Raw genomic sequence first — 16,623 nt, forward strand, 5'->3', positions numbered from 1 at the left:
TAATTAAATTTTTTTTAGCGCGATGAAGGTAGTAAAATTAGCTACCAAATCGATCTGTTATGTAAAGTTCTTAATAACTGAGCCGTTAATTGTAAGATTTATATCATACTTTGTTAACATGGCATCAATTAGCGGCCATTACTATATTAAGCTCGTAGCCTATAAATAAACCGCTCTCAATTATGCCTGTTATTGATTTGATATCCTTTTCAAAACTCTTCCCTATCTCGTCAAATTTGCAATCCAACACCAGGTTGCCGTTTTCTGAAATTATCGGCCCATCTTTGCCTTTTGCCGGCCTTATCGCTATTTCGGTAGCCCCTAAACTTTTCAGTTCCCTTTCAACATAAGGCAAAGCCTGTGGGAAAACCTCGATAGGTACCGGGAATTTCGCGCCTAATTTATTAACCATTTTTGATTCATCAACAATGATATAGCTAATAGCGCTCGAACTGATCAATAATTTCTCTTTAAACATGGCCCCGCCCCTGCCTTTGATCAGGCTTTTATCCGGATCAACCTCATCGGCGCCATCAAAAAGCCAATCGGGTTTATGCTCGTACAGTGATGTAACAGGCAAACCCAGCTTGGCGCAAAACATCGAAAGCTCTACCGAAGTTGGGATAGCCTTTACATTCAGCTTTTCGTCTTTAACCCTTTGGGCAATGGCCACCAAAGCCAGGTACGATGTTGAGCCAGAGCCAACACCTATAATATCGCCATCCTTAACTTTAGCGGCAATCTCGGCCGCCACCTTTTGTTTGCCTTCTATATTGATGATCTTATCGGCCCACTCCAGGTTATTTATCAGGTTGCTGTTCCAGTTCATTTTTTAAGAGTCAGGAAGTCAAGAATCAAGAGACAAGAAGAAAACTTAACTCAAGACTATTGGATCCGTAATGTATATTTTTTAGAGTCAGGAGATCAGGAATCAAGATACAAGAAGAAATCTTCCCCTATCTTGATTCCTGACTCTTGATTTCTTGCCTCTACAAAAGAGCTTTTGCTTTTTTAACAACGTTATCAACAGTAAAGCCGAAGTGTTTGTACAACTCTTCTGCCGGGGCCGATTCGCCGAAGGTGGTCATGCCTAACATGTCGCCTTCGTCGGTAATGTATTTGTGCCAGCCCATTGGCGATGCCATTTCAACAGCTAAACGTTTTTTGCTTGCTTTAGGGAATACAGACTCTTTGTAAGCCTCATCCTGTTTTTCAAATAACTCCCACGATGGCATACTTACCACACGGGTTGAGATACCTTCTGCCTCTAATTTAGCTTGTGCTTCCATGATCAATGCCACTTCCGAGCCGGTGGCGATCAGGATCAGGTCCGGACCTTTGCTGCCTTCTGATAGCACATAAGCACCTTTTTCCAGGTTTTCGGCTTTGCCGTATTTATCCTGATCAAGAATTGGTAAGCCCTGGCGGGTGAAGATCAATACAGTTGGGCCGCCTTTTTTCTCGATAGCTACACGCCATGCATGCGCGCTTTCGTTAGCATCTGCCGGGCGAATCACCGTTAAGTTAGGAATAGAGCGCAGTGAAGCCAATTGCTCAATAGGCTGGTGGGTAGTACCATCCTCGCCTAAACCAATACTATCGTGGGTATAAACAAAAATCGGGTTGATTTTCATGATGGCTGCCAAACGGATCGGCGGGCGCATATATTCAGAGAACATCAGGAAGGTAGCACCAAATGGTAATAAACCTTTGGTTAAAGCCATACCGTTCAAGGCTGAACCCATTGCATGCTCACGGATGCCGAAGTGGAAATTGCGGCCGCCACGGTTTTCTGATGTGAATGAATCGTATTCTTTTAAGTTTGTTTCAGTTGATGGGGCTAAGTCGGCCGCGCCACCAATCAGGTTAGGCAATGCAGGCGCGATAGCGTTCAACACTTTGCCAGATGCCTGGCGGGTTGCCATTTTAGGGTCAGAGCCTTTAAATACAGGCAGTTTATCTTTCCATCCTGCCGGTAGTTCACCTTTGGCGGCGGCTTCGTATTCGGCAGCTAATTCAGGGAATTTAGCTTTGTAATCGGCAAATAGTTTGTTCCATTTTTCTTCGGCCGATGCACCGCGCGCGCCTTTTTTGTGGTAGTAATCCAATACCTCATCAGGTACATTGAATGATTTTTCAGGATCGAAACCGAAAAACTGTTTTACCAGTTTAATTTCGTCAGCACCCAGCGGCGAACCGTGTGAACCGGCAGTACCCGATTTATTAGGGCTACCATAAGCGATCAATGAGCGAACGCGGATAAATGATGGTTTCTGAGTTTCAGATTTAGCGTTGATCAAAGCCAGCTCTAAAGCATGGGTATCGTTCACATCTGTCAAGTCCTGTACATGCCAGCCGTATGCGCGGAAACGTGCGCTTACATCTTCATTAAAGGCAATATCAGTGCTGCCCTCGATAGAGATGTGGTTATCATCATATAAGTAAATAAGGTTACCCAATTGCAGGTGACCGGCCAATGAAGCGGCTTCGGAAGTTACACCTTCCATCAAATCGCCATCGCTGCAAATAGTATAAATGTTGTAGTTGAACAGCTCGAAACCGGGTTTGTTATAACGTGCAGCCAAATGTTTCTGTGCAATAGCAAAACCTACAGCATTGGCAAAACCCTGGCCCAGCGGACCGGTTGTTACTTCAATACCCGGAGCCAAACCATATTCCGGGTGACCGGCAGTTTTGCTGTTCAGCTGGCGGAATTGTTTGATATCATCTAACGAAAGATCATAGCCGGTTAAATACAAAAAGTTGTATTGCAAAATACAGGCGTGACCAGCCGAAAGGATAAACCTATCGCGGTTTGCCCAATCCGGATTTTTAGGGTTGTAGTTTAAAAACTTTGTCCATAAAACGTGGCCCATCGGCGCTAAGGCCATCGCTGTACCAGGGTGACCAGAATTTGCTTTTTGAACCGCATCGGCAGCAAGTACCCTTACGGTATCGATTGCCAATTTTTCTATGTCTTTTGTGTTTTCCATTATCTGTAGGTATTGTATGTTTAATGTTTTACTTATTCTGTAGGGGTAGCAACTTTGCGTTTGGTTTTGCTTTCCTCTTCGGTAAGCCAAAGCCTTGCGCCGCCTTTTATACCATCGGCATTGGTAACAATTTTCATGTTTTTATCCAGCTTAAAGTCAAGCTTATCTGAATTGCCGCCGCCAATATATAAAGTATCGTAGTTAAATACGGTTTTCAGTATTTTGAAAACCTTCTTCATGCGCTTGTTCCATTTTTCCTTGCCTTCTTTATCTAAAGCCCTGTCGCCTATGTAGTCATCATAGTCCATGCCTTCTTTTATTGGCAGGTGCGATAGCTCGAAGTGAGGCAATAAATGACCGTTCATTAACAAAGCGGTGCCAAATCCGGTGCCTAAGGTGATCACCATTTCAAGTCCTTTGCCAGATGCAACGCCAAGGCCCTGCATATCGGCATCGTTAACAACCTGCGTTGGTTTGCCTAATGATTTTTCCAGTTTTTTGCTCAGGTCAACATCGGCCCAAAAATCAGTACCCAGGTTAGGTGCGGTTTTTACAACGCCATCTTTAACATAGCCCGGAAAGCCAACCGAAATTTTATCATAAGCCGGAAAATCTTTTACCAGCGTATTGATAGCCTTAATTACATTATCAGGATTAGCGGGCGCAGGGGTAGGAATTTTATCATATTCCATTTTTAACTCGCCTTTTTTATTGAGGATAGTGGCTTTAATGTGCGAACCACCGATATCGATTGAAAGAACTCTTAACTGAGATGGCGTATTTTTCATTTAGCTTAATTTATTTAGCTGGTTAGTAAGTTGTTATATTCAATTATTGGCCAGCGCATAAATATCACATTTTTAATAATATCAAATTGTTAAATCGTGCGATAAAATCAATTTGCCCTAAGGCAACAAAAGTAAAGTTAGAACAGCTTTTGTTCACCAGGGCAATTTTTAACCGTATTTTACTTATGCGTGGCAAAATCAATGCAATTAAGGCAAAATGTTAATAACATGTGCGGGTTTTATCAAATAACAAGGTTGAATCCGCTTGTAGATACGAGGCACCTACGGAGCCTTAAATTCATTTAATTCAATACTATAAACACGATACCCCTATGGGGTGACAAACCATGTTTTTTAAAACTCCGTAGGAGTACCGTGTTTATAGCGTCGAACACACAAAGTTTTTGGCTCCGTAGGTGCCTCGTATCTACAGGTGATTTTCTACACTATTTCGTTTTTTATCCAATCACATTATCAAATCATCAGATTATTACTACCTGTTTTAAGCTGAAAAGTTTTCCCTTTCCATACAAAAATGCCGGTTGTGTTTTTGGGTAGATTAACGTTCACATTCCATTTACCATTAACCAATGCGTATTTGGCAACCACTTTCCCATTGGGATGAGGTACCTCGCCACTGATATTTTTGATCGACCCTAAATGCGGCTCGATCTTTATTTTGCTAAAACCGGGCGCATAAGTATCTACCCCTAAAATCGTTCGGTAAAACTCAATATTAGGACTTGCCCCCCAGGCATGGCAATCAGATCGGTTATGATCAAGATCGGAGATCTCGGCCCAGGTGGTGAGGCCCATTTTAATATTATCGCGCCAGATGCTGAGCCAGTTCAGGTAATCATCGCCCAAACCACCTTTAGTCATGGCTTGGTGCAGATAGTATTTAAAGTAGATGGTGCATTTGGTGAGGGAAGTATCATTCAATAATTTCAAAGCGAGGTCGTGCTCGCCGTTGCTATTAAGCATCCCGGCTAACAGGGCTATTGAATTGGTATGTTGAGAAAACAGCTGTTTATCTTCAGTATCGGCATAAAGTTTTTTGCCTGCATCCCAATATTTACGCTGAATAGTTGCTTTTAACTGGGTGGCTTTAGCTTTATACATTGCGGCAAATACCGGCATACCCATTTTAGCTTCCATTTGAGCTGCTTGCTGGTATGCCCACATCAGTTGAAGATCTAAAATTGCCGATGTTCCTTTTGCGCTTTTGGGTGCCTGGCCAAAATCCCAGCCTTTATCGTTCACCCAATCAACAAATGTCCAGTATGGGGTATTTTTTAAAGAACCGTCTGCCTGTTGATATTTGGCGAAGAAGTTAAGCACATCGCGTGCACCTGCCAGTTTATCTTTTATAAAAAGGCTATCGGGACGGTACATCCAATAATCGTGCAGCATACCTATATACCATAACGAAAACGTGGAGATCACCTGCGGAGAAAATGAAGGGTGACGGCTCAGCGTTATGCCTTCTGCCAAACGGGAATGATCCATCTGGTTAATGGCGTTGCGAACCAACCTGTCATCGCCGCTGTTGTAAAATGATACTAATGCCTGGATGCGGGTATCGCCCACGTATTGTAGTTGCTCATAATAGGGGCAATCCATATAAGTTTCAACAGCACAGAGGCGGGCGGTGCGCCAGCCAATATCCAGCATTTGTTGGATTTCAGGGTTGCCGGTTTCCAGTTTGACATTCATCTGGAATGGGTAGCCTGTAAACGTACCGTAGATATCATCAATAACCAAGGGCTCGTTTTGGGTAGTTATTTTTAGTTCGATATAGCGGAAGGTTCGCCAGGTTAATGTGGTAAAACTATTCCCAGATGCGCCATCGGATATGATACTATCCCTCCTGCCAACAAAAATCTTTCCGTCAACATCATTCCGGTTCCCTTTGGCATGCCCGCCCGGGCCAGTTAAAGTTGTAAATAATGATTCAGTATAACTGATGCCAATGCCCGCGTTTTTGCCTTTGCTGAAGTTGAGGGTAACAAAAGCATTGGTTAAATAAGTTTGATCGAGTATTAAGGTAGCTGTTGTATTGGCCGGGATAGTAACCGCGGTTTGTGTTGCAGGGAACGAGGATGGCACGGTAACACCATCTGCTTTACGTAGCTTTTCAATCCGCTGCAATTTCATTTCCATTGATGGGATTGGTGTGGGTACCAGCATCCATCCAAAGGCATTCACGGTTCCCTTTGGGTTACCGGCATCAATACGGGTAGCGTTTTTCCATGCACTATCATCAAAATCGGGTTTGTCCCAACCTTTTATAGATACATTCAGATCCAAACGTTCTCCCGGCCCGGCCACATAATAGGGGTGCCAGCCAATACCGGTAATAGGTTTAAAAGCTTTATCGCGGATGCCTTTCCAGGTTTTGTTGGTGTTGATGATCTCTTCGGTTGGGGTATCGCCCTGCATAATAAAACCGGTTTGCAGCGAGATCTGTGCTTCGGGGCGGTAATCGCCATCGTTCCAAACTTCGGCGGCAATGATGTTTTTTCCTGAGGATAGATAGGGTGCCAGATCAACCGTTTCATAATTCCAATAATAGGTATCACTGCGGGCGGGGCCTAATGAAACCAGTTTTTGGTTGACGTAGAGTTTGTAACGGTTATCTGCAGATACGTGTACTACAAATGTGGATGGCTTTGTAGAAAGCTCAATGTTTTTCCTGAAATAATAAACCCCATAATCTCTCGGTGCTTCATCAGCAGCGGTGATCCATGATGCTTTCCATGGCCCATGAAGTAATGCAGGGTTGATGGTTTGCGCAAAGGTTGTATTGATCAACAACAGGAACGCGATAAAGAAGAATCCTTTTAAAACTGCTTTCATGAAATTAGGTGGGTTACAGGTGGTGTAAGGCTAAATTAAATTTTAGTCACGAATAATTAGTGTGTTATTTACAATTTATTCCAATTGTTCAAATTGATTGCTTGGCTAATTGTGAAGAATTTTCACACGAATGCTTAGCGCGGCGTACACAATTAATCGAATTACACAAATTCCGGTCGCAAAGCAAATTCGTTTAATTCGCTAATTCGAACAAATTCGTGTAGAAATTTCTCTCTATCATCACAAAAGTAGTGCAGCTATTTTCCCTGCGCTATCCACTCAAATGCCGTTTTAATTCATATTTCTGTTACCTTTATTTTTCACAAACCTAAAACTATGGATGTATTAGCGGTCGTTTTACTGATTGTGGTGATCATTATGATGCTGAACCACAAGGGCAGTTTAAACAATAAGATCAGAGACCTCGATCATAAATTATTTGAATTACGCAACCTTATAGAGCAGCTTAAATTAACCCGCCCGCCGGTTGAAGAAACCCGCGAGCAAGTTAAAAAAGCAGAAGTTCCTAAACCTGTAATCAGCGAACCTCCGCCGGTTATCCCGGCCGAGCCTGTTATAGCTCCACGTCCTGTAGTTGAGGCTGAAGTAAAACCAAAACCACTTCATCCCGAAGAAATTGAGCGACAGTTGGAGGTTATTGAAGATAGCCTTTCGCCAATCCATCGCCCAATAAAAACCCGCGATTTTGAACCTGCCAAACCCCGCGAACCCAAACCATCGTTTTTTGAGCGCCATCCCGATCTGGAAAAATTTATCGGTGAAAATCTGATCAACAAAATCGGTATCGCCATTTTGGTGCTGGCCATCGGCTTCTTTGTTAAATACGCTATTGATAACGATTGGATTGGTCTGGTTGGCCGCGTAGGTGTTGGTATAGTTTGCGGTGGTATTTTAATAGCGATTGCGCATTGGTTGCGGAATAGTTATAAGGCCTTTAGTTCAGTGCTGGTTGGCGGTGGTTTGGCCGTGTTTTACTTTACCATAACGCTGGCTTTTCAGCAGTTTCATTTGTTTAGCCAAACTACGGCATTCATTATTTTAATTGTGATCACCATGTTCGCCGTGGCCTTGTCATTATTGTATGACAAGCAGGAACTGGCCGTGATAGCTTTGGTAGGCGGCTTCGCCAGTCCGTTTATGGCGAGCAACGGCAGCGCCAATTACAGCGGCCTGTTAACTTACCTGCTGATATTGAATACCGGTTTATTAGTTATGGCTTACTTTAAAGCCTGGCGGGTGCTCAATATTGTATCGTTCGGGTTTACGGTGATTGTTTTTTCATCCGTGCTTTACGTTTTGCCGCCTGCTGCTTATCGTACCGGGTTTGTGTTTGCCAGTATATTTTATGTGCTGTTCTTCGCGGTTAACGTGGCCAACAATGTGCGCGAGAATAAAAAATTCATCGCTTCAGATTTTACCATCCTATTGCTGAATACCGGGTTGTATTTCTCAGCAGGTTTATACCTGCTTACGGTTATGCACCAGGAACAATTCAGGGGATTGTTTTGCGTGAGTTTGGCGGTGGTGAACCTTATACTATCATATATACTATTCCGCAACCGCAAGGTGGATACCAATATATTGTACCTGCTTATCGGTATAACTTTAACCTTTATTTCGCTGGCTGCGCCTATTCAATTGCATGGGCATAGCATTACCATATTCTGGGCTTCGGAAGCGGTGTTGCTGTACTGGTTATACCAAAAATCGAGCATCGGCTTAATGAAATATACTTCGCTATTGCTATGGATAGCCATGCTGTTGAGTTTACTGATGGATTGGTACCAGATTTATAGTAACGCTTTTGCAACGCTCACCATCATTGCCAACAAAGGATTTATAACTACACTTTGCGCAGCGGTTAGCTCGTTCCTGCTGGCGGTTTTAGCGGCTAAAGATACACCCGAAAACAAAGGCGGCATTGTAGTAGATAAACGTGTGTACAGCATAACCGGGTTGATCCTTTTGTTTTTAAGCGGATTGGTAGAGATCAATCACCAGTTCCTGAACAGGTTCCCTTATACCGATTTGAATACATTATATATGATGGTATATACGCCGGCGTTTGTGTTTGTTTACTATATCGTGTCCTTTAAAATAGCGGTCATCAATTTTACCGAAAACCTGAAACTCGGCTTGTTGCTTATTTGCATTGTGGTTTACCTGTTATTAACCCCGCAATTTTTTGATCTGCAACATGTAATGCTCGAAACCAGGAAAGTGCCCGCAAGTCATTTTATGATACATTGGATAGGTGCCGTATTTGTTGGACTGTTACTTTACCGGGTAATTATGTTAAGCCGGAAAAGCCAAAGTACGGGCGCTATAGGTTTATTTACTTGGGGCTTAAGCGTAATGGTAGTGGTGTTTTTAAGTTTAGAGGTAAGCCTGATGAGTAACCTGTTGTTTTATGGCCAGGTGCACTCAATTGATAGGATCGAAACAGTATATATTAAAACCGGTTTGCCTATCCTTTGGGGACTGCTCTCCTTCGCGCTGATGTGGCTGGGGATGAAATATAAGCAACGTATGATGCGTGTGGCTTCGTTAACCCTGTTCTCGCTTACTTTAGTAAAATTGTTTTTGTTTGATATTAAAAACATCCCGGTTTGGGGCAAAATTGTGGCTTTCTTTTGTTTGGGCGTATTGCTGCTTATTGTGGCCTTTATGTACCAGCGAACCGCCAAAAAAACTGCCGATGAAGAGGAGGCTAAGAAAAATGAATAAGTTCTCGTTTTTGCTACTGTTGCTCTGCGGACCTATATTATCCGCATCGGCACAAAAAAACTTTAAATACAAAGCACCGCTACAAAAAATTGACAGTACGGGCTTTTACCGCATCGCTTTGCAACCCGCGTTGGTAGCTAAAGCCAAACCTGATCTGTCCGACATTCGCATTGCCGATGCCAAAGGCAATTTTGTGCCCTATGTACAAGCCGGCAGCCTTCCGCAAAAAAGCCAGAAAAGTTTTGTGGTTTTCCCGGTGATATCTGCTCGCTCAACTGCTGATACCGGCACAACCTTTACCATTGAAAATAAAACCGGCCTGGCGCTGGATAGGCTATGGATCCGCCTGCAAAACACTGCCGTTAAACGCAAAGTAAACCTGCTGGGCAGCGACGATTTGAACCAATGGTTTGCCATACAGGAGGATATTCCTTTGCAGGAGGCTGTGCAAAACAGCGAGGGCACTTACCTGCAATCATTATTTTTCCCGGCGAGTAATTACCGTTACTTAAAAATACAGGTTAACGATAAAAATAAAAACCCCATCAAGTTTTTGCAAGCCGGGGTTTATACCGAATACGTTTCGGCGGCGCAAGCTTATACACCAATCACACCTGTTAAAGTTGTTAGGGCCGATAGCAACCGGATGACTTTTGTTGATATCCAGCTAAATGATAATTACCAAGTTAATCGCCTGCACCTGAACATCAGCGCGCCTAAATATTATAAACGAGGTATAACTGTTCATCAGTTTGTGAACAACGGCAAAGAACTCATCAGCGAGGCCGAACTGTCATCAACCAAAACACCTGATCTGCTCATTGCGGCGAAATCAAACCATTTGCTTATCGAGATCAACAACGGTGATAATCCGCCGCTAAGTATTGGCGAGGTTACCGCTTTTCAATCCGACGAGTACCTGGTTAGTTACCTCGAAGCCAAACAAAATTATCGGCTGTTGGCGGGCGATTCATCGGCAGTAGCGCCCGAATATGACCTGAAGTTTTTTACCGATAGTATTAAGGATAATATCCCCGCTATTAAGCATGATGCAGTGGTTAAGAACGAGGGTTATGAGGTAAAAGTTACGGAGGTTAAACCTGATCGTACCCCGTTGATCTGGGCGGCAATTGTAGTGGCGCTTGGGGTATTGTTGTTTTTAACTTTGAAGATGACTAAAGAGGTGAAGAAGAAAGAGGGGCAGGAATAAATCATTTTATGTCATTGCGAGCGCAGCGCGGCAATCGCACGGAAGCATAGCCTCCCTGTATAGTATGCGATTGCCACGTCGCGCCATCGCACCGCCTCGGGCCAGCTCCTCGCAATGGCATGATTTATAAACACTTCTCAATTTGCGGATAGAAATAAATAATTATTCCTGCGCATGCTCATTCACATGATAATCTGTAGCATGCGTTTTCAAAAACTCAACCAGCGCAAGTGCCGAACGCTTACGATAGGCATTGGCTGGCCAGGCAATGGTAGCGTTGCGGGTCATCTCTTCGCCTGTTATTTTAACTGCCTTAAGTCCCGGATGGTTAAAAGCAGACGACCCCATTAATATAGTGGCCCATCTGCCCGTATCAACCAGTTGTAAAAGCATATGGATGTCATTTACTTCCATTTTTATATCAGGCGTTACCCCGTGTTTCTGTAACACACTATCCAGATAATTACGGATACTATACCCCGCCGAGGGCAGCAGCAAATGGACTTCATTAAGCTGCTTGATATTGATATACCTCTTTTTAGCCAGCGGATGATCATGATGCACAATAATGGCCAAACACGATGAAAATATTTTTTCGGATTGGATGACGGCCGTTTGCTGCTCGGGACTGAAAGATAGCATCATATCCAATTGCCCGTTTTCCAGTTTAATCATCAAATCCTGCGTAGTGCCGAAACCTATCTGCAATTTAATGTCGGGGTATTTGGTATTAAAATCCAACACGGCTTTGGCCAGTAGATTGGTTAAGCCGTAAGTCACGCCTACTGTGAGGCTGCCGGTTTGCAGGTTTAACAAATCTTTAAGCTGGTCGCGGCCATCTTCGGCATCTTTTACAGTTTTGCGGGCGTAGGGTAAAAACGTTTTGCCGGCTTCTGTTAGCCTTACCCGCTTAGCAATCCGGTCGAACAGGGGCAGCTTCAATTCATCTTCCAGTTGTTTTATTTGTTGCGATAGGGTGCTTTGGGTGATGAATAAACCAGCGGCGGCGTCTGTGAAATTTTGCAGTTCGGCGGCTTTGATGAAATATTTTAACTGGCGAAGTTCCATAGTTAAAGATAGGATACTTGATCGGTTTTTTCGATGAAGTATATCGAAAAATAGAGTTTAGACGATTAAGTTTTATCGCTGAACTTTGGTTCAACAAATAAAAACAAGATCATGGAAATTCAACAAACACCCCAAAACGCTTTATCACACTCAACAGTTAAAGCCATCATCAACGCCCCAATAGAAAAAGTAAACATTGCCGACTGGCTTTTTAACCTGCCCGATGCCGAATACCAAAAATGCTCTGTTAACCACATCGCCGCCGGTTTTACCCGTACCCCGGATGGTCAGCCAATGTCAATCAACGTAGAAATGATCGGCGATGCTTTAATTGTACAACACTATGTTGCCACAGAGCACCGCCCGGATTACTGCCGTATGCTTTCGGTATCCGACGCCATTGGTAAAAACGGACGTACCAAAGTGCAGGTATTATGGGAGCTTAAAGCCACTGCTATTGATGCTAATACCTGCGAATACACCAACGAGATCCACGCCACCGCCACTCCCGAGTTTTTAGATTTTATTAAAGAACACGGCGTAGCATTGGCACAAGCCGCCGCCGCTCGCCAGTCTGCTTCTGATGTGCACAATCACGAAGAAACCCCACTGTTTGCAAAAAGTATCGAACTGAAAGCGTTAACCGGTAACTATGGTATTTAATGAAAAGCAAAGTAATTAAACTGGCGGGCCTGCCGGTAGGAATACCGCAGGCTGCCAATTTTACTATGGTCGTTGAAGTGCTGCCTACAATTCAAAACGGACAGCTACTACTTAAAACGCTGTATTTTTCTGTAGATCCATACCTTCGGGCCAAAATGTCGGGAGGGCACCAGCCGCCGCTTTATGCCGGAGATATAATGTACTCGCGCGGAATTGCCGAAGTTATGGAATCAAAGCATCCTGGTTTCAATCCGGGTGATAAAGTGATCAGTTTTTTTGAATGGCGCGAGCACCTGGTTCATAACGGCGAGGGAATAAGCATACTCGATAATAAAGGGTTTCAGCTAAGCAATTATCTCGGCGTATTGGGAACAACCGGTCTCTCCGCCTATTTCGCTTTGGCAGATATCGGCAAACCCAAAGCCGGCGAAACAATGGTAGTATCGGGAGCGGCGGGTGCGGTAGGCAGTATTGCCGGGCAGATAGGTAAACTGATGGGCTGTCGTGTAATAGGCATTGCCGGAAGTAATGACAAAGTGGAATGGATGCGATCTGTATTGGGATTTGACGGTGGCATCAATTATAAAAACACACCCAGCATTGCCGATGAAGTAGCAAGGTTTTGCCCCAATGGCGTGGATATTTATTTTGATAACGTTGGAGGTGTAATATCGGATAGTGTCATCAGCCGGATGAATAATTACGGACGGGTTGTTGTTTGTGGTTCGATAGCCGATTATAATGATACGGATGTAAACTTCGGCCCTCGGTTACTACCCTTAGTGGTTTATAAAAAACTACTGATCCAGGGTTTTTTGATCGCCGATTATCGCGATCGTTTTGCCGAAGGGATAGTCCAGCTGCAGCAATGGATCACAGCTGGGAAATTGCAATTTGCTGAAACGATCATAGATGGTTTTGATCATCTTCCCGAGGCATTTATTGGTTTGTTTAATGGGCGGAATGAGGGAAAGATGATAGTGAGGGTGTGAATTTATACATAAATGTGATTAAGCGCAGCGTAGCAACCGTACGGAAGCGTAACCGCTCTGTATAGTATGCGATTGCCACGTCGCCCCAAGCAATTCCCGATCCTCTCCTCAATGACATGTGTACTGTCCTACCGATCTTTGCGCCTTCGCGGCTTTGCGTGCTTATTTTATCCCCTGATACTCAAAATATCATGCACCGCATGTTCAGCCTTTTCAAACTGAAATTTAAAACCGCTATCCAATAAACGTTTGGGCATCACCCATCTGCTTTTTAATATCAGTTCGGTTTCGGTACCGATGACTGCCGCGCCTATGCCCAATAACCACTGAGGCGCAGGTAGGCCAAACGGTGCGCCGTAGGCTTTGCGGATAATACGCATCATATCCGCATTCTTTTCGCCGTTGGGGGCGGTGCAGTTGAATACGCCTTGTAGTTCGGGATGGTCAAGCAGCAATTGGGTGCTGCGGGCGGCATCGTGCTCGTGTATCCAGGCCATATGTTGTTGACCATCGCCCTGCTGCCCGCCGAGGCCCATTTTGGCCAGGTTGAGCAGACGGGGGAAAACGCTGTCGCTGCGGCCTAAAACAATCCCCATGCGCAGGGCAACCTTGCGGGTATGCGGCGTATTGGCCTCAAAAAAGGTTTTTTCCCAAATGTTGCACACATCAATACTGAAGCCGTAACCTATTTCGCCGGTTTCCTCATCCTGCGGATGGTCTTCGGCATGGCGGTAGATAGTGGCAGAACTCAGGTTGATCCACAGTTTAGGTGGATCGGTCATTTTGCTGATTACGCGGCCCAGCAATTGGGTAGGCGCAACCCTTGAATGGACTATCTCGCGTTTGTTTTTTTCGGTATAGCGGCAGTTCACGTTTTTGCCGCACAGGTTGATGAGCATATCAGCACCGGCGAGGTGTACCGTCCATCCTGCTTCGGTTTCGCCATCCCAAAGGGCGGTATGGATATTCCCGTCAACCGGTTTTTGTTTGCGGGCCAGGATGATCACCTCATCGGCCAGATCACGATAGTATTTTGCCAGCACCGTGCCAAGGTAACCATTACCGCCCGCAAGTATTATTTTTTTATAAGCTTTCATAATTAGTTCAGTTTTAAAATAAGTACTAATAATATAATACGATAAGTTACCCAGGTAACGGTAAGTACCCAACCCAGCCCCAACAATTTGGTACGGCGGATGTGTTCTAAAAACATTAGCCCGGCGACAGCCATAAAGTAAAGGGTGTAAACAAGGGTGTTGAGTTGTACAAAGTGGCTAACCAGTAATCCCATCAGCAACAATAAGCTACCGGCAAAAGAGATGGTCATCATGTTACCGAGGTAAGTCCACAGGTTGCGGCGGTCGAAACTGCAGATGGCTGCTCCCTGGAAAAGGATCTGCCCGCCGCAGATCATGTATTCGCGGTAAGGGTTGCCGAGCGGTACCATCCCTACCAGCAGGTGCGCATAAGCAGTAAGGATAAAGCCGGTGCCAAACCAGGTAAATAACAGATACAGCAAACGGTAGTGTAGTTTAAAGGTAGGCTGATATTCAAAGCCGGTTTCGGCGGCGGGGATAATAACCCGTCGGTTGTATGATATAAAAGCATATACCTTGCTCATCAACCAAACAAAAGGTTTAAAGGCAAAAAGCGGCGCGAATACCGGCCAGTTGTTGGCAATAATTTTAAACAGGCTTTTTACCCCGTAAGTTACCTCCCCGTTTTCGAGATTGATGAGGGCTATTTCGTTAACAGCGCGTTGCCTGTCGTAAACAGGGCAGGCGGTGGCGTTTTCGCTTTGATAAGCCGTGCGACCATCCTTATCAAGCATGCCGGTTTTTACAAACGCGTTGGTATAAACCCTGCACATGGGGCACTCGGCATCAAACAGGATCATGTGGTTATTGAGCGTTTTCATAACTTTCAATGTTTTCTGAAACAAATATACAATATATTTTAAACTTTCAGTATTTATTGAAAATAAAATTACTTGAGAATAGATTCAAGATAGCAAGAGTCAGGAAGGAAGAAAGAGAATCGGGTTTTGGATTAACTAAGTATTATATGAACCTGGATTGGTGAGCGGATTTGGTCTGAACTCGAATTTTAAGGAATTTAGAGGATCAACAGAATGCTAAGCAAATTCAATAAATTCTCATAATCCCCCCAAATTGGGGGGCAGACAAAAAGAAAGCAGAAAATCCTGATATCCCTAAATCCCCCCAAATCCCGGTTCTGAAAATAATCGGTGTAATCAAAAAACAATCGGTGTAATCCCCATAAAAAAATATTTCCCTCCCCTATTGCAAATTCAATTTCAATAACTAACTTTGAACAACAAAGTACTTTTGATGAAAGAACAAGACATTCATGCAGAGTTAAGCTCCATCAGGGATTTGATGGAGCGGTCGGCCAAGTTTATTTCACTTAGCGGGCTTTCGGGCGTTTTGGCCGGGGTTTACGCTTTAATTGGTGCAGGTGTTGGATATGTGCTGCTACAGGATGAATATGCAGCGCTCTATCATCGCCATACCTATAATGAAGAGCTATTGATAGTAAAGCTGTTTTTAGTTGCTGTGGCCGTGCTTGTTCTTTCTATCGGTACGGGTGTTTGGCTTTCTATCCGCAAAGCTAAGCGCAACGGGCAGCCATTCTGGAACACCGGTAGTAAACGTTTGTTAGTTAATATGGCTATCCCGCTAATAAGTGGCGGTATATTTACGATGATACTTACTTACCGTGGTTACTACGGTGTTGTGGCGCCAACTACGCTGATTTTTTACGGCTTGTCGTTGGTTTCGGGTAGTCATTATACCTATTCGGGAGTTATGAGCCTCGGAATATTGGAGATTTTATTAGGTTTGCTGTGTGCTGTAATGCCGGGCTACGGCTTAATATTCTGGACGGTGGGTTTTGGCCTGCTCCACATTATTTATGGTACAGTAATGCATTTTAAATACGATAAGTGAATATATCATTAGAACAGTTTGATAAAGCTTTTGAAAACCGGATCCGCCTGCAAATTATGAGCGTACTGGTTGCCAACGAAAGTTATGATTTTAATTCGCTTAAAGAATTACTCGATCTTACCGACGGCAACCTGGCATCGCACCTTAAAGCGTTGGAAAAGGAGGAGTACATCCTGGTGCAAAAAAGCTTTATCGGCCGCAAGCCCAACACCCGTTACCTCGCCTCCGAAAAAGGCCGGGCGGCATTCAGGCTGCACCTCCTCGCCCTCGAAAATTTGATCAAACAACAAAAACTATAATTTTTTTTTATCTATAAACTTTGAAATACAAAGT

The 16,623-nt window shown here is 44.1% G+C and carries 13 protein-coding genes; 6 read left to right on the forward strand and 7 right to left on the reverse strand.

Features of this window, described 5'->3' with window-relative positions; genetic code table 11:
- Positions 1–124 precede the first annotated feature (124 nt).
- From rpiA to AAFN85_RS17765, 4 genes are all read right to left on the reverse strand, one after another.
- Positions 125–829: a ribose 5-phosphate isomerase A gene (rpiA, locus tag AAFN85_RS17750; RefSeq protein ID WP_347528950.1), complete on the reverse strand. Its 705-nt coding sequence runs from the start codon at positions 827–829 to the stop codon at positions 125–127.
- A gap of 160 nt (positions 830–989) precedes the next feature.
- On the reverse strand, positions 990–2,993 hold the full coding sequence (gene tkt, locus AAFN85_RS17755) for a transketolase (protein WP_347528951.1): 2,004 nt from the start codon (positions 2,991–2,993) through the stop codon (positions 990–992).
- 32 nt (positions 2,994–3,025) lie between these two features.
- Complete coding sequence (locus AAFN85_RS17760) at positions 3,026–3,781, reverse strand: ROK family protein (RefSeq protein ID WP_347528952.1); 756 nt, start codon at positions 3,779–3,781, stop codon at positions 3,026–3,028.
- 474 nt (positions 3,782–4,255) lie between these two features.
- Positions 4,256–6,640: an alpha-L-rhamnosidase C-terminal domain-containing protein gene (locus AAFN85_RS17765; protein WP_347528953.1), complete on the reverse strand. Its 2,385-nt coding sequence runs from the start codon at positions 6,638–6,640 to the stop codon at positions 4,256–4,258.
- Between the two features lie 336 nt (positions 6,641–6,976).
- Here AAFN85_RS17765 and AAFN85_RS17770 point away from each other — a divergent pair, with 336 nt between their 5' ends.
- Both AAFN85_RS17770 and AAFN85_RS17775 read left to right on the forward strand, forming a co-directional pair.
- Positions 6,977–9,388, forward strand: coding sequence for a DUF2339 domain-containing protein (locus AAFN85_RS17770; RefSeq protein WP_347528954.1), 2,412 nt, complete (start codon positions 6,977–6,979; stop codon positions 9,386–9,388).
- Positions 9,360–10,598, forward strand: a complete 1,239-nt coding sequence (locus AAFN85_RS17775; RefSeq protein ID WP_347528955.1) for a hypothetical protein — start codon at positions 9,360–9,362, stop codon at positions 10,596–10,598. The genes AAFN85_RS17770 and AAFN85_RS17775 overlap by 29 nt, the downstream gene beginning before the upstream one ends.
- 162 nt (positions 10,599–10,760) lie before the next feature.
- On the opposite strand, the gene AAFN85_RS17780 is transcribed toward AAFN85_RS17775, so the two are convergent.
- Complete coding sequence (locus AAFN85_RS17780) at positions 10,761–11,666, reverse strand: LysR substrate-binding domain-containing protein (RefSeq protein WP_347528956.1); 906 nt, start codon at positions 11,664–11,666, stop codon at positions 10,761–10,763.
- Positions 11,667–11,777: 111 nt separating this feature from the next.
- Between AAFN85_RS17780 and AAFN85_RS17785 the strand changes: the two genes are divergently transcribed.
- On the forward strand, positions 11,778–12,329 hold the full coding sequence (locus AAFN85_RS17785; RefSeq protein WP_347528957.1) for a hypothetical protein: 552 nt from the start codon (positions 11,778–11,780) through the stop codon (positions 12,327–12,329).
- Positions 12,329–13,321 (forward strand): NADP-dependent oxidoreductase, encoded by a 993-nt coding sequence (locus AAFN85_RS17790; RefSeq protein WP_347528958.1) that lies wholly within the window; start codon positions 12,329–12,331, stop codon positions 13,319–13,321. The genes AAFN85_RS17785 and AAFN85_RS17790 overlap by 1 nt, the downstream gene beginning before the upstream one ends.
- A gap of 167 nt (positions 13,322–13,488) precedes the next feature.
- On the opposite strand, the gene AAFN85_RS17795 is transcribed toward AAFN85_RS17790, so the two are convergent.
- Together AAFN85_RS17795 and AAFN85_RS17800 are read right to left on the reverse strand one after the other, a co-directional pair.
- Positions 13,489–14,418 (reverse strand): TIGR01777 family oxidoreductase, encoded by a 930-nt coding sequence (locus AAFN85_RS17795; protein ID WP_347528959.1) that lies wholly within the window; start codon positions 14,416–14,418, stop codon positions 13,489–13,491.
- Between the two features lie 2 nt (positions 14,419–14,420).
- Positions 14,421–15,239 (reverse strand): DCC1-like thiol-disulfide oxidoreductase family protein, encoded by an 819-nt coding sequence (locus tag AAFN85_RS17800; protein WP_347528960.1) that lies wholly within the window; start codon positions 15,237–15,239, stop codon positions 14,421–14,423.
- 433 nt (positions 15,240–15,672) lie between these two features.
- Between AAFN85_RS17800 and AAFN85_RS17805 the strand changes: the two genes are divergently transcribed.
- Together AAFN85_RS17805 and AAFN85_RS17810 are read left to right on the forward strand one after the other, a co-directional pair.
- The gene (locus AAFN85_RS17805) at positions 15,673–16,290 is read left to right on the forward strand and encodes a hypothetical protein (RefSeq protein ID WP_347528961.1); all 618 of its coding nucleotides are present in this window, start codon (positions 15,673–15,675) and stop codon (positions 16,288–16,290) included.
- Positions 16,287–16,589 carry a transcriptional regulator gene (locus tag AAFN85_RS17810; RefSeq protein WP_347528962.1) on the forward strand — a complete coding sequence of 101 codons (303 nt, stop codon included), beginning with the start codon at positions 16,287–16,289 and terminating at the stop codon, positions 16,587–16,589. The genes AAFN85_RS17805 and AAFN85_RS17810 overlap by 4 nt, the downstream gene beginning before the upstream one ends.
- The last annotated feature ends 34 nt before the right edge of the window (positions 16,590–16,623 follow it).

Origin of the sequence: Mucilaginibacter sp. CAU 1740 (assembly GCF_039839285.1) — a bacterium.
GTDB lineage: Bacteria > Bacteroidota > Bacteroidia > Sphingobacteriales > Sphingobacteriaceae > Mucilaginibacter.